This is a genomic window from Thermococcus sp., assembly GCF_027052235.1.
Lineage (GTDB): Archaea > Methanobacteriota_B > Thermococci > Thermococcales > Thermococcaceae > Thermococcus.
Map to the genome: position 1 here is coordinate 1 of NZ_JALUFF010000042.1, position 12,426 is coordinate 12,426.

Genomic DNA, 12,426 nt, shown 5'->3' on the forward strand with positions numbered 1-12,426 from the left:
CAGGTACCTTATCGCTTCTCGAAGAAACAAGGTGCTTTTTGGATGGTATGCCTTTGACTTTAACGCTGTAACCTTTGACCGCGTTTAGTAAGTTCGCCACGTCCTCTCTTCCAGTTATCCGAATTCTGTTCACGCTATCTCCCTCAATTACGCGCGCGTACACATCGAACCTCCTGAGCAGGAGTGCAAAGGCATTATCCTTTTCAAAGTCGTTGGAGAGCATGAATTCTATGTGAACAACACTCCCCTTCTCGCTCTTTTTAGTTGAGATACATCCATCGGAGTCAAGTGCCCCCGCAACAAATGCTTTCAATGCTTCGTCGTCCAGGGAGAAAGCATTCTTGAGGTTGTCTCTGGTGACGTACTCATAGAGGTAGGCGAGCAGTGGAGAGCTGACGTGGAAGGTGATCGTCTCGCTCTTAATTTTATTGCCTGCAAGTTCGCTCCTCGTCGTCCGCTCGTATTCTCTTAGCTCTCCGTCGTAGAAGCTCACAAAGGCATTCCTGATCGCTCGTATCTGGTCTTTGTGAACCTTTGACTGCACAATGCGAACGTGAACCTTCGAACCGTTCCTTTTTATCCATCCGTCCCCATAGAGGAAGCCCAAGAAGTAAGCAATCTCTGGAGTTATGTAGGAGACCTTAAGACGCTCCCTGCGGTAGTTTGGACCATAAGTTAACGGCCTCTCGCGCCATTTTTCGTAGATTTCAAGCTCCCGAAGTATCTTTCTGAACTTTCCAACGCTGAGGGAACCCCTCCCTGAAAGGAAATCCTTCGAAACGTTGTACTTCCTGTTGAACTCAGCAAGGGTTTTGAACCTCTTGAGGACCTCTGCCTTCAGTTCTTCTTTTTCCTCTTGACTCAGCTTGACCTTCCAGTTTGAGGGTAGAATGTCAAGTACGTACATTCTCTCCCTTACTGGAGGAAGCTTGAGCGGGGCAACTACCTTGTCTCCAACCCTGAACTTCTCAGCCTCCTTCCACTCAAGGGTCTGGCCGTCAATTAGGAGGTGATCAGGAGTTAGGGTTACCTCGCTGCCCGAGCGGAACTTTATCCTGAGGAGCTCTCCTTTCCAGGGCTTCCTGCGGATTATCGTGGCCTTTGAAGTTTTTGTTTTCATGCTTTCAAGGTCGAGGGCGACAACGCTCATCTCCTTCTCTTGGATGTCCACGACTTGGCCGTCGGAGAGGGCCTTGTAAGACTTGCTCAGCTCGAAGAGGTCTTCAATTCTCTGGTATCTTCCATCAACGAGAACCCTTGAGTCAGGATGCAGGCAGGCAAACCCGCCGTCCGCTAAGACGAGAACACCCGCTTCCAGAACCCAAGAGCCTGTGAACTCATCCCTCACGGCGGCGGCAGTGTTGTGGACAACGAAGCCGTTGGCTACAAAGCTGTGGGAGCCTTCCACCGTGAGGTCGTAGACGTAGTCGTAGGGAGAAGGAATAAGTTCTCTCATTACTCTAACGGGCCTCTCTGGAGTTAGAACCTTCCCATTTATCTCCCGTGCCTGCATCCACCCGTTTGGCGTCAAGAGTTTTGTTTCAGGGGTCACTATTAGTTCTTTCCCGTCCTCCGACCTAATGCGAACTAGCTCTTTTGGAGCCTTTAGCTTCCAAAGGCGAAGGACTTTTCTCTCTCCGTCCTTAGTCTTTACAGTGAGGCCAAGAGCTTCTGCATCAACGCTCTTGTAATTATTAACTTCTCCTGGAATAACCTTTTCAACGAGTTTTCCTATTTCAATTCTACCCATGTTTGTCTCAATAATTGAATCGGGGGCAACGCACAGTCCAGCGGCTGAGGAACTCTTCCCACTCGTGTAAATCGCTCTCGGCGCCAGATTGGCCACGTAGCGGAGAATCTGACTGTTGTGGACGAAGATGTCGTTGGCGATGAAGTTGTGGTGCTCCGGAACCTGAAGGTCGTAGACCCATGGGTGTTCTGGCCTGTATTCTTCGATCTCTTCAACCCTATCCCAGAAGATGTCTGAGTCGGCGAGGAGCTTTCTGAGGCTCTCATCTTCCGTCTCAGGTATACTCTTTGGCTCGCTTTCTTTTCTTGGTGTCGCTATGAAGTCTCCCTCTTTAAGCTCCTCCGCCTTCCTCGTCTTAAACTGTCTGTCCTCAAAGACGAAGAACGGATGAGTTGGCGTTACCTTAATCTCCCTGCCACTGGCGGTCTTTATCCTTAACATTCTCTCTGGAGCGGTTCTCTTCCAGGCTATGTTCGCTTTAACTTTCCTCACCTTCAGGGTCTTCGCGTCGAGGGCATAGAGTTCAAGGTCGATGGGGGCGTAGACACCATCGTCAACTTTCCCGAGCGTTCCTTCTTTTTCCGCTCTCTTAATGACTTCTTCAACAATCTCCCCAATCTTCTTCAGACTTCCATCGGCCAAAACAACCTCTGTGTCGTAGTCAACGCACTTAGCAACTCCCGGATCTCCCACAAGCAGAACGTGGCTCTCTCCCCTCAGTTTTGTCCCATCGGGGAGCGTCCGCTGGACTCCACCGAACAAAGCCAGGGCTATGCCCTTCTTCACCGTCTTGTGGCCCCAGATGGCTGGAGCTATCGAGTCCACTATCGCGTCAACGATGTCCTTCCTCTTGGCCAGCTCGCGTATCTTCTGCTCATCCTCCGGCGAAATCTCAAGCTCCTCTATCTCCTTGCTGAGCTGTTCGATGTGGTTGACTTCCAAGACCTTCTTGAAGATCGGCCTCTTCTCCTTCCCCTCAAGGATGACGCGAAGGATTCCGGTCACGAGGACGCGGTCACCGGGTAAGGCCGTGTCAACGAGGTCATCAAGAAGGATGGCATCGACGAAGCGTGGCATCTGGCCCCCTTTGAGGCTCTCGGGCCTGTCCTGAAGGCGGAAGCTCTGGAAGTTTATGAAGCGACTCTTCTCAACGTCGAGCTCGATGTTTCTTGAGCCACAGGCGTCGCACTTCGCCGGCTTAACAAGGTTCTCGTAGGGCTTCTGGAGGCGTATCATCTCGTTACCGCAGTCCTTGCAGACGAAGACCGCTTTTTCAACGAAGGGCTTTACCTCGCTCACGCGCGTGATTATGCCTTCAACCTGGATGAGCCTGTTTATGTGCTCGCTCCCGAGTTCCTTGACGAGAAGGGTATGGGGCAGGTTGTAGAACCTCGCGTGGACCTTGAACTCCCTCTCAACCAGAAGAGGAGGCTCGCGGAGGACTATCTGGATTGCATCCTCGGCGCTCGCAATGCTCTCCTCGGGGTTTTCAAGAAGTTCTTCAGCTAACTCAGGGTCGAAGGAGTTAAGGTGCGCCCAGTCTATCGCGAGGGAGCGCCTGGGAGTCAGGGTGAGGAGGTCTTTCAGCCTGTTTATGTAAACCTCGTTTCCATCGTCGTCAACGTACTCCCTCAGAAACTTCGCGAAGCGCGAAATCATCTCCTCCCTTTCCATCACCCATCACCGAGCCACTCGTTTCTGAGCCTGCTCATCTGAAGGTATATCCTCCTCTCCTCCGGCGATAACCTTGAAAGCAGTTCAAGGCTGTTGGGTCTCAGCATGACCGCCTTCAGGATTTTGTTGAACCTTATCATCTTCAGGTCGCGGAGCTTCTTCCTCAGGTTTGCAAGCTTCGTGAGCTTGACGTTTATGGTTTCCACGCTCTCACCCGCGTTCAGCCTGACGTAGTTCTCAAGGTAATAGGAGTAGAACTCGGCCCTCTCGTACAGGCCGGCGGGAAGGGCCGTAAGGGGCTCGCTCTCCCTCTCCGCGCTTATGGCCTTGTCTATCTCGCCTATAACCTTGTCGGCCTCGTCCACAACCTCTACCACTCCCGCCTCCCAGAGTTCCCTCGCCTTCCAGTCCTCGATTAAAACTATGTCCCCGGCGTTCCAGTCGCCGGTGGGCTTGATGACCTTGACCGCTATCAGGGCCCTCCCTGTGAACATGCCACCACCTTACTCTACGCTCTGGGGATGGGGCTAATAAACCTTCCCGCCGGACTCTAGTGCACACACCTGCACATCGGGTTCCTCGATAACCCTATAAACCCTCCCTCGAACTTCATCCGGTGGAGACCATGCTGATAGGGATAATGAGCGACACTCACGATAATCTCCCCGCCATCAGACAGGCCGTTGATTTCTTCAACGAGAGGGGTGTTGACCTCGTTATACACGCCGGCGACTACGTTGCCCCCTTCGTGGCCCGGGAACTCAAGAGGCTCAAGGCACCCCTGAAGGGCGTCTTCGGCAACAACGACGGCGAGAGGAAAGGCCTCTACGAGGCCCTTGGGATATACGACGAGCTGATAGAGCTTGAAGCAGACGGCATGAAGATAGCCGTAACCCACGGGACCAACGATGTTCTCGTCAAGGCTCTGGCCTACAGCAAGCTCTACGACGTCGTTGTCGTCGGCCACACCCACCGCTACGAGATAAGGGAAGTTGGAAGGACAATCCTCGTAAACCCCGGGGAGGTCTGCGGTTATCTCACCGGCGTGAAGAGCGTTGCCCTCCTCGACACGAGGAGGAGGGATGTTAAGATAATCAACATAGAGACCGGCGAGCTACTAGGGGCCATGAGCCTCTGAGGGTGCCGTGGATGGAGGACATACTCGTCCCGAAGGAGAGGCGCGATGCGGTCGTGTTCATAGGCGTTGACAGAAATGACAACGTCGAGCTGGTTAGGGTCTATGCCCTCAACGAGGAGCTGGCAAAGGAGACACTTGAGGAGTTTTTCAATGCCAGAGGCCTTTTCCCGGCGGATTATGAGGTTGTCAGCAGGGGATGGGAGGAGCTCGGTGGCAGAAAGGCCATAACGACGAGGAGTGAGGAGGAGCTTTCATCTGCCCTAGCGCGCCTTGGACTCAGGCTGATATCAAACGGCGTTCTCCTACCCGGAGACAGACGGAGGGTTTACCAGATAACCCTTGCCACGGGGAGGCTCAGGAGCGTCTTTCCTCGGAGAAGGGACCCGATGAAAGTCCTTCTCGGCCTGCTGGACATGGGGCTAAGCGTCCTCGTCGAGAACAAGCGGGGGGTTGAGCTCTCAGAGATAGTCCCCGAGGACTTCATACTCCTCCGGGAGCCCTCCCCCGGCGAGCTGGTTAAGGCCCTCTCAACCGGAAGGCCCGTTGTAGTTGACACCTTTGAGGCCTCACGCTACCTGGCCTTTGAGATACCGGCCGTCGTGAGGCTTCCCCCGCTGTCTCCAGAGGAGTTCGCGGGGGAGCTCTCGAAGAGGCTCGGAGTTACCGTTCCGGCAAAGATGCTCCACCGCTATCCCAGAGAAAGGCTGAACCTGAGAAATGTCGAGGCTCTGGTAAGGCTCGTTGAGGCCTTCAAAGCCAGGGGAATCCCCCTGGAGAAGGCCATAGTGGTGGCCCTTGAGCTCAACTCCTCAGGGCCCTAAAGTAGGCCTTAACGGCTTCCTTGAAAGAGGCGTTGTGCTTCCCGAGGAAGGCGTTTACGAGCTCTCGCTTTTTCCTCTCCCCGGCGAGATAGCTGAGGAGCAGGCACTCGTCGACGCTGAGTTCCCCAACTTCAACTTTGCCCCCTTTGAGGATTTCCTCAAGGATTGGTCTCACTCTCTCTGCCCTCCTCTCGAACTCCAGCCAGTCCACCGTGAGGCCCGTTCTAACTTCAATCATCTCATCCGCCCTATCCAGATAATCCCTCACCTTCTTCCCTAAGGGCGATGAGCTTATCCTTCTTGCGAAGTCCTCGATGTAGGCCCAGTCGTCCCCGAGTCTCTTTCTGTCAACGACGTCAAGGGACTCATAGAGGGCTCTCGCGAGGAGGTAGCACCTGACTGCAAAGGGAACACGGGGTAGCGTTACATACCTCCCCTCGATGATGACCATTGGCCCTTCGTCGCGCTCCATTCCCTCAAGGAGCATCCCAAGCGGATAGCTCAGGCTCTTGAGGCAGAACTCAAGCTCGTCCATGCTTCCACCGTTCCGAGCTTAGGGGTCACCACTAAAAGGGTTTCGTCAGGTTTTTAGGCCAGTTCTCCAAGTCCCCCCGGTGGGAAAGGTGGAGTGGGTAGAGATAGACGGCTCGTACGGCGAGGGTGGTGGACAGATACTCAGAACTGCTGTTGCCCTCTCGGTGATAACCGGAAAGGCCGTTAGGATCAAAAGGATACGCGCCAACAGGCCCAACCCGGGTTTGAGACCCCAGCACCTCCACGGGATCCTCGCTCTTAAGGAGCTGAGCAACGCGAGGGTGAAGGGTGCCAGCGTCGGCTCAACCGAGCTTGAGTTCATCCCCGGAAAGGTTGAGGCAGGGCACGTAAGAGTCCCCATAAAGACCGCCGGGAGTGTAACCCTCGTTCTTCAGGCGTTGCTTCCGGCTATGGCATTCACCGGCGGGAGCTTCGAGATAACGGGCGGAACGGACGTCCCATGGAGCCCTCCGGTGGACTACCTGAAGGGGGTTACCCTCTTCGCCCTTGAGCGGATGGGCCTCAAAGCCGAAATCGAGGTGAAGAGAAGGGGCCACTACCCGAAGGGAGGAGGCCTTGTCGTTGGAAAAGTCGAGCCCTGGGAGGACAGGAAGCCCCTAGTGGCGCTCGAATGGAGCAGAATAGAGCGCTTCTCCGGGATAAGCCACGCTACCAACCTGCCGGCTCACGTTGCAGAAAGGCAGGCGAAAAGTGCCGAGGAAAGGCTGAGGGAGTTCTACAACGCTCCCGTTGAAATCGAGAGAGAAGTTTCCCGCTCTCTGGGCCCCGGAAGCGGAATCGTCGTGTGGGCCGAGACCGATTTGCTAAGGCTCGGTGGTGACGCCCTCGGTAAGCGTGGAAAACCAGCAGAGGTCGTTGGCAGGGAAGCGGCGGAAGAGCTCATCTATGCCCTGAGAACGGGGGCTGCCGCCGATAAATTCCTCGGCGACCAGATCGTGCCCTTTCTAGCTTTTGCCGGAGGGGAGGTGACGGTGGCGGAGATAACAAACCATCTCATCACCAACGTCTGGGTGGTCGAGAGGTTTTTTGGGAAGACCTTCGAAGTTGAGGGAAAAGTTGGAGAGCCCGGAAGGCTCAGGGTCGTTAGGAAGGCCGAGGTTGGGGAGCCTAAGCTAGTTTAGGGGAGAAACCGTGGAAAAGGCAAGTGTTGGATAATCCAGAGGTCAGTCAGAAAAGTGTGGTGCGGTGGCCGGGATTTGAACCCGGGCCAGCGGCGTGGCAGGCCGCTGTCCTGGCCAGGCTAGACTACCACCGCACGAGCCCGTTACTAACTCAACCGGGGCGCTCTTATAAATCTTTCGGTTCAGGGGAAGGTTAAATTTATAAATCGTCTGGAGAAGGGTTAGCGGGCACGCCCCGGTGGCCTAGTCTGGATAGGGCGCGAGGCTGCGGACCTCGAGGTCCGGGGTTCAAATCCCCGCCGGGGCGCCATTCTCCCAGAATTCACTCAGGCGAAAGATGCCAGAGCAGGGGGATTCTCTTTTTGAGGCCGTTTTTAGTGAATCCATTTAAACCCAGCTGATGAGGACAAAATTCAGTATTCAGCCCAGCGTTTTTCAGTGAACCCCCCATCGAACTTACAGGCTAAAAAACCAGAACTTTCCGGGCGTTTGCGCAGGCGAAGTTTGCAATGGTGCGGGGGGCGGGATTTGAACCCGCGAACCCCTGCGGGACGGGACCCTAAATCCCGCGCCTTTGACCAGGCTCGGCAACCCCCGCGCGTTCCCCTCTTTGCCCTCCCGCTTTAAAAACTTTAAGGGGCAAAGCTTATAAGGATGTAAAGGAAGCTTTACGTAAAGGAAACTTTACATGGTGGGGGGGAATGAACGAACTAATACTGAACTTCCTGACATGGGCGGCACTCCTCGTTTTGGCCACCGAAATCCTCCTTCGCTCGTCGAAAGGCCAGGAGAGGAAACGCGTTCTTATCCCGGCCGTTCTCATAGTCCTGACTATGGGCTACGTCCTCGGCTGGGCCGTAAGCGAGGGAAACACAGCCCTGGCTATAGCTACCTTTGTCTCGGGTGGGGTTCTCATTCACCTCTACTACAGACACGCCGGCAGAAGGCATATCCTTCAAGACGAGAGAACGCTGAGAATTGAGGAGATAGCCTCAAGGAGAACCCTTCAGGTGACAATGCTCGGACTGGCGATCCTTTCCGTGTATCTCTCCTCTCTCCAGAGGAAGAATCCAGAGGTAAAACTCGCCTCTGAGATAGTATCGGCAGTCTTGATAGCGCTCTTCGTCCTCCATCTGGGTTTCCTGAGCTACTACCGGCGGGTGATGTGAATGAGCGAGCTCACACTGGCCTTACTGGGAGTACTCGTCGGCGGGGGACTTTTGGGATACTTCCTAGCCAAGATAGCGATGGAAAACACTGGCGTTCCTTTGGACGAAAGAGGTCTTGAGATTTCCAAGCTCGCCGCTATGAGGACGCTGGAGCTGGTTCTGTTTGTTACAGTAGTTCTGCTTCTGTACTTTTGGACAATTGAATGGAACGAAGCGTGTGCCAACGCAGTTGGGCTGGTGTTTTTTACAGTATTCTTTGGGAATCTAGCTTTCAGGGCCTACTACTCAAGGAAGATGTGAGGTGTCTCCATGAAGAACCGCCTTCGCGAGCTGAGGGAAATGAAAGGCCTCACGCAGGAGGAGCTTGCCAGGGCCCTCGGAGTGACGAGGCAGACGATAATATCGATAGAAAAGGGTCGCTACGACCCCTCCCTGAGGCTTGCATTTAAGATAGCCTGTTTTTTTGGGGTGAGAATAGAGGAGGTGTTTATCTACGACTGTCCTCAAAAATGGGGGGAGACCAATGGCGGCCGTTGAAGTTGAGAACCTTGAGAAGGACTACAGAAAGGTTAGAGCCCTTAAGGGGATAAGCTTTGATGTAAAGGAGGGAGAAATCTTCGGCCTAATCGGCCCGAACGGAGCTGGCAAGAGCACGACCCTCAAGATACTCGCCACCCTGCTAAGGCCGACCGGGGGGAAGGCCGAGGTCTTCGGTCACGATGTTGTTGATGAAGCCAGCGAGGTTAGAAGGATGATAAGCTACCTGCCCGAGGAGGCCGGGGCGTATAAAAACCTCACCGGGAGGGAATACCTTGAGTTCATGGCGAGGCTCTACGCCAAGGACGAGAAAAGGGCCAGAGAGATGCTTGAGCTTGGGATAAGCCTTTCGGGCCTCGGGGACAGGTTGAAGGACAAGGTCTCGACCTACTCAAAGGGTATGACGAGGAAGCTCCTCCTCGCGAGGGCCCTCATGGTCAGGCCGAAGCTTGCCATACTGGACGAACCCGCGAGCGGGCTGGACATAATAAACGCCTACACCATAAGGAAGACGATAAAGCGCTTCGCGAGGGATGAGGGGGTAACCTTCCTGATTTCGAGCCACAACATGCTTGAGGTCGAGTTCCTCTGCGACAGGGTTGCGCTCATAAACCAGGGGAGGATAATAGAAATCGGAACTCCGAAGGAGCTGAAGAAGAAATACAGCGCGGAGAACCTTGAAGAGGTCTTTATGAGGGCCATTGGAGCGGAGGTGTGAGGATGTCCGACTTCTGGGTTCTGGCTATGAAAGAACTTAAGAACCTCCTCAGGGACAAGAAGTTGATATTCGGCCTTATAATAGTCCCCCTCGTGATATACCCTGCCCTGGGAAAGACGATGCAGGTGGGCATAGAAAAGGCCCAGGGGACAACCCACGTCGCCATAGTCAACCTCGACGCGGGAAAATACGGCGAAGTCCTCGTAAAGGCCCTCCAGTCGGCCCCGAACGTCAGCGTAACCGTTCTGAACGCAACGAGCATCGAAGGGGCCATCAGGGAGGCCTCCCTGAGAAAGCAGAACGTCCTCGTGGTTATTCCGGCCAACTTCACCGAGAGCATAGAAAGTGGAAATCCTGCAACGGTTGAGGTCTTCGGGATATTCTGGAAGATAACGTCGGGGATAAAGGAGAGCGTGAGCGAGGCGAGGATAAACGCGGTAATAAGCGTCCTCTCAGAGGAGATAGCGAGGATAAAGGTGATGAAACTCGGGGCAAAGAACCCCGATGCCGTTCTGCACCCAGTAAGGGCCGTCAGCATGTCGGTTGTGAAGGGAAGGATAATCAACGTTCCTCCCGCGGTTGTTTCCAGCGTCCTCGCTTCCCAGGCCTACGGCCTGCCCCTCATAGTCTTCCTGATGGTCACCATAACCGCCCAGATGGCAGCTGGAGCGATAGCCAGCGAGAAGGAGAACAAGACCCTTGAAACCCTCCTCACCCTCCCGGTCAGGAGGACGACGATAGTGGCGTCAAAAATAAGTGGCACTGCAGTTATGGGCCTCATAGCGTCTCTAGCTTACATGGTCGGGCTGAAGAGCTACATGGGCTCGATGGGCCTCCAGACGGGAGTCTCGCCGGAAACCCTGGGCCTTGAGATGACTCCAATCGGAATGTCCCTCTTCGCCCTCGTGATATTCCTGACGATAGTCTTCTCGCTCAGCCTCGCCATGGTTCTGGCTGTATTCGCCGAGGACGTCCAGAGCGCCAACACCGTTGTCAGCTCCGTGATACTCCCGCTGGCCTTTCCAGCTTTCATCCTGATGTTCACCGACCTAGACGAGCTCCCTGCGCTGGCAAAATACGGCCTCTTAGCGGATCCCTTCACGCACCCTATAGTTGCTTACAGGTATGCCCTCGGAGCCGACTACGGACAGCTCATCTGGAGCGCGCTCTATCTGGGCATCATAGCAGGGGCGACACTTTACGTGACCGCGAGGGTCTTCTCAAGCGAAAAGCTCCTGACGGCAAAGATAGGCTGGGGCAAAAGGAGAATGTGACCCCCTTTTTCACTCTATCGGCACACCGTCCTTGGTTCTCGGTGCGAGCCACTTCATCAATCTTTTTGGGTCTTTTGTCCTTATGATTATCGTTATTGGGCCAAGAGCGGATTCCTCGTTGAAGTTCACTACTCCAGCGTAAGCGGCTTGCTTGTTAACGCGGATTATTATCTCCTCGCCGAAGTAACCCTCCTCAAGGAAGCTCCTTGCCGTGTCAAGTATCGCCTGCCCGCGGAAGAGCTCGTAGAGCCTGCTTAACGCTTTCCTGCTCTTGGTCTTTCCTGTGAGGAGTATATAGTCCCCTTTATCAAAGGCCTCGAACTCCAAATCCGGAATCAGGTTCAGCATGGCTTTCTTTACTTTCTCGATGTCCTCCGTCGGGTAAACGTAGGCCTCGACCTCAACTTCCTCAAAGAGATCCACTCTCACCACCGGAATCGGTTGGGAAGGGGATTTATAAGGGCAGCGGAGTGTTGTCATGATAACAGTACCGAGGAAGACCTCCTGCATCCGAACCCAACCGGGGAAAGCTATTTTAGGTGGATTGCGTACGTTAGGATGGTGGGAAAATGGAAGACGTTGCCGGAAATTTGCACCTGAGGAATGCCGCCCTGAAGGAGTTCATAGCCGAGGAAGAGTTCCTGAAGCTCGTCCGGGAGATGAAGAAAAAAGCCAGGATAGGGATGTTCGGCGAGGGGAAGGCCGAGGAGTTCTTCAGGCTGAGGCTGGAGGTGTACGAGGAGTGATTTTCATCGACTCAAGCGTGCTCTACAACGCCCTCGTTAAAACGGAGCTGACGCCCCTTGCCGAGAGGGTCTTCGAGGAGAAGGAAGCCAAGATAACCTCCGACATAGTCGTCGATGAGGTGTGGTTCGTCCTCATGAAGAGGGAAGGGGGCTCCGTTGGAAAGGTTCGGAAGCTCCTCCAGAAGGACGAAGAGTTCAGAACTAAGGCGGTCGAATACCTCGCCGGGGTTCTGGCTTTTCTGAGCGCCTATGGCATCGTGGTTGTTCGAGACTCCCACAACTGAGCGAAGACATCAAACGTTCCTCAGGCGATACGGTCTCCTGCCCCACGACGCGAGGATTTTGGCCACTGCAATCGAGTACGGCTGCGAAAGGCTCGCCACGCTTGATGAGGACTTTAAGGTCGTTGAAGACGTTGTGGAGATCGTCCCGGGAAATGGTTAAATACTTCTCACCCTTTCATTTTTATACCACTGGAGCGTAGTTAGATGTAGTAGAGGTGGAGAAAGATGGTGCCGTTCCCAGATGGAGTAAGCCCAGAATCAAGAGGATGGGCACTTCGCGCGAGGGGTGCACTGCGCCAGAACCCTGATGGCCACGGCCTGTTGACACCCCCGATGCGCGAAGAGATAAAAAAAGTCGACCAATAGGCAGCGCTGTCCTGGAGGCGCCCATTACAGATAAAGCGATCTCCTCAAGGGCTGCAGTGGAACACGGGATTGCAAGGTACTACCTCAGGCTCATATCGCAGGGGCTGGGGGGCGGTAACCCCATGGGCGATATTGCAGCGATGCGGATTGAAAGACGGGCAAAAAAGAAAGACTACTACGGAACCTACCTGTACCCGATATCGGAGATGCTGAAGGACGAGGAGATCCCGAAGATTCAGGAGGAAATTAGAAACGAATGGAAGATATATATGC

At 54.4% G+C, this 12,426-nt stretch carries 15 protein-coding genes, 3 tRNA genes and 1 pseudogene; 13 read left to right on the forward strand and 6 right to left on the reverse strand.

Going from position 1 to position 12,426, the window contains the following annotated elements:
* Positions 1–3,424: pseudogene (locus MVC73_RS04560) on the reverse strand (hypothetical protein); the annotation flags it as partial.
* The gene (locus tag MVC73_RS04565) at positions 3,424–3,918 is read right to left on the reverse strand and encodes a hypothetical protein (protein WP_297507500.1); all 495 of its coding nucleotides are present in this window, start codon (positions 3,916–3,918) and stop codon (positions 3,424–3,426) included. The gene MVC73_RS04565 and the pseudogene MVC73_RS04560, both read right to left, overlap by 1 nt.
* A 131-nt stretch (positions 3,919–4,049) precedes the next feature.
* On the opposite strand from MVC73_RS04565, the gene MVC73_RS04570 reads away from it, so the two are divergent.
* The gene (locus MVC73_RS04570) at positions 4,050–4,562 is read left to right on the forward strand and encodes a metallophosphoesterase (protein WP_297507535.1); all 513 of its coding nucleotides are present in this window, start codon (positions 4,050–4,052) and stop codon (positions 4,560–4,562) included.
* 11 nt (positions 4,563–4,573) lie between these two features.
* Positions 4,574–5,383 (forward strand): hypothetical protein, encoded by an 810-nt coding sequence (locus MVC73_RS04575; RefSeq protein WP_297507503.1) that lies wholly within the window; start codon positions 4,574–4,576, stop codon positions 5,381–5,383.
* Here MVC73_RS04575 and MVC73_RS04580 read toward each other — a convergent pair.
* On the reverse strand, positions 5,364–5,918 hold the full coding sequence (locus tag MVC73_RS04580; RefSeq protein ID WP_297507505.1) for a hypothetical protein: 555 nt from the start codon (positions 5,916–5,918) through the stop codon (positions 5,364–5,366). The genes MVC73_RS04575 and MVC73_RS04580 overlap by 20 nt on opposite strands.
* Before the next feature lie 88 nt (positions 5,919–6,006).
* Between MVC73_RS04580 and rtcA the strand changes: the two genes are divergently transcribed.
* Entirely contained in the window at positions 6,007–7,059 is a 1,053-nt protein-coding gene (gene rtcA / locus MVC73_RS04585) for an RNA 3'-terminal phosphate cyclase (protein WP_297507538.1), read from the forward strand.
* A gap of 57 nt (positions 7,060–7,116) precedes the next feature.
* Here the strand turns inward: rtcA and MVC73_RS04590 are convergent.
* A tRNA-Gly gene (locus tag MVC73_RS04590) sits at positions 7,117–7,193 on the reverse strand.
* A gap of 98 nt (positions 7,194–7,291) precedes the next feature.
* On the opposite strand from MVC73_RS04590, the gene MVC73_RS04595 reads away from it, so the two are divergent.
* Positions 7,292–7,369, forward strand: a tRNA-Arg gene (locus MVC73_RS04595).
* 200 nt (positions 7,370–7,569) lie between these two features.
* Here MVC73_RS04595 and MVC73_RS04600 read toward each other — a convergent pair.
* Positions 7,570–7,657 (reverse strand) — tRNA-Leu (locus MVC73_RS04600).
* A gap of 103 nt (positions 7,658–7,760) precedes the next feature.
* Between MVC73_RS04600 and MVC73_RS04605 the strand changes: the two genes are divergently transcribed.
* From MVC73_RS04605 to MVC73_RS04625, 5 genes are read left to right on the forward strand one after another with little or no spacing between them, the layout of a single operon-like run.
* Positions 7,761–8,228, forward strand: a complete 468-nt coding sequence (locus MVC73_RS04605; protein WP_297507508.1) for a DUF2178 domain-containing protein — start codon at positions 7,761–7,763, stop codon at positions 8,226–8,228.
* Positions 8,229–8,528 (forward strand): DUF2178 domain-containing protein, encoded by a 300-nt coding sequence (locus tag MVC73_RS04610; protein WP_297507511.1) that lies wholly within the window; start codon positions 8,229–8,231, stop codon positions 8,526–8,528. It abuts the gene before it with no gap.
* A 9-nt stretch (positions 8,529–8,537) separates the two neighbouring features.
* Positions 8,538–8,765 carry a helix-turn-helix transcriptional regulator gene (locus tag MVC73_RS04615; protein WP_297507514.1) on the forward strand — a complete coding sequence of 76 codons (228 nt, stop codon included), beginning with the start codon at positions 8,538–8,540 and terminating at the stop codon, positions 8,763–8,765.
* A complete protein-coding gene (locus MVC73_RS04620) occupies positions 8,752–9,483 on the forward strand; it encodes an ABC transporter ATP-binding protein (RefSeq protein ID WP_297507517.1) in 732 nt (243 codons plus the stop codon). The genes MVC73_RS04615 and MVC73_RS04620 overlap by 14 nt, the downstream gene beginning before the upstream one ends.
* 2 nt (positions 9,484–9,485) lie before the next feature.
* Positions 9,486–10,757, forward strand: coding sequence for an ABC transporter permease (locus tag MVC73_RS04625; protein WP_297507520.1), 1,272 nt, complete (start codon positions 9,486–9,488; stop codon positions 10,755–10,757).
* Between the two features lie 9 nt (positions 10,758–10,766).
* Here the strand turns inward: MVC73_RS04625 and MVC73_RS04630 are convergent, their stop codons facing one another.
* The gene (locus tag MVC73_RS04630) at positions 10,767–11,180 is read right to left on the reverse strand and encodes an RNA-binding domain-containing protein (protein ID WP_297507541.1); all 414 of its coding nucleotides are present in this window, start codon (positions 11,178–11,180) and stop codon (positions 10,767–10,769) included.
* A 146-nt stretch (positions 11,181–11,326) separates the two neighbouring features.
* On the opposite strand from MVC73_RS04630, the gene MVC73_RS04635 reads away from it, so the two are divergent.
* From MVC73_RS04635 to MVC73_RS04650, 4 genes are all read left to right on the forward strand, one after another.
* Positions 11,327–11,503, forward strand: a complete 177-nt coding sequence (locus MVC73_RS04635) for a hypothetical protein (RefSeq protein WP_297507523.1) — start codon at positions 11,327–11,329, stop codon at positions 11,501–11,503.
* Positions 11,500–11,787: a PIN domain-containing protein gene (locus MVC73_RS04640; protein ID WP_297507526.1), complete on the forward strand. Its 288-nt coding sequence runs from the start codon at positions 11,500–11,502 to the stop codon at positions 11,785–11,787. The genes MVC73_RS04635 and MVC73_RS04640 overlap by 4 nt, the downstream gene beginning before the upstream one ends.
* On the forward strand, positions 11,765–11,947 hold the full coding sequence (locus MVC73_RS04645; RefSeq protein ID WP_297507529.1) for a PIN domain-containing protein: 183 nt from the start codon (positions 11,765–11,767) through the stop codon (positions 11,945–11,947). Before MVC73_RS04640 ends, MVC73_RS04645 begins: the two co-directional genes overlap by 23 nt.
* A 262-nt stretch (positions 11,948–12,209) precedes the next feature.
* On the forward strand, positions 12,210–12,426 hold a 217-nt coding region (locus tag MVC73_RS04650; RefSeq protein ID WP_297507532.1), incomplete at its 3' end, for a hypothetical protein.

What these genes read in the sequence shown, in the direction of transcription:
- MVC73_RS04565 (WP_297507500.1), bottom strand. Translation starts at nt 3,918, where the DNA reads ATGTTCACAGGGAGGGCCCTGATAGCGGTCAAGGTCATCAAGCCCACC.
- MVC73_RS04570 (WP_297507535.1), top strand. Translation starts at nt 4,050, where the DNA reads ATGCTGATAGGGATAATGAGCGACACTCACGATAATCTCCCCGCCATC.
- MVC73_RS04575 (WP_297507503.1), top strand. Translation starts at nt 4,574, where the DNA reads ATGGAGGACATACTCGTCCCGAAGGAGAGGCGCGATGCGGTCGTGTTC.
- MVC73_RS04580 (WP_297507505.1), bottom strand. Translation starts at nt 5,918, where the DNA reads ATGGACGAGCTTGAGTTCTGCCTCAAGAGCCTGAGCTATCCGCTTGGG.
- MVC73_RS04605 (WP_297507508.1), top strand. Translation starts at nt 7,761, where the DNA reads ATGAACGAACTAATACTGAACTTCCTGACATGGGCGGCACTCCTCGTT.
- MVC73_RS04610 (WP_297507511.1), top strand. Translation starts at nt 8,229, where the DNA reads ATGAGCGAGCTCACACTGGCCTTACTGGGAGTACTCGTCGGCGGGGGA.
- MVC73_RS04615 (WP_297507514.1), top strand. Translation starts at nt 8,538, where the DNA reads ATGAAGAACCGCCTTCGCGAGCTGAGGGAAATGAAAGGCCTCACGCAG.
- MVC73_RS04620 (WP_297507517.1), top strand. Translation starts at nt 8,752, where the DNA reads ATGGCGGCCGTTGAAGTTGAGAACCTTGAGAAGGACTACAGAAAGGTT.
- MVC73_RS04625 (WP_297507520.1), top strand. Translation starts at nt 9,486, where the DNA reads ATGTCCGACTTCTGGGTTCTGGCTATGAAAGAACTTAAGAACCTCCTC.
- MVC73_RS04635 (WP_297507523.1), top strand. Translation starts at nt 11,327, where the DNA reads ATGGAAGACGTTGCCGGAAATTTGCACCTGAGGAATGCCGCCCTGAAG.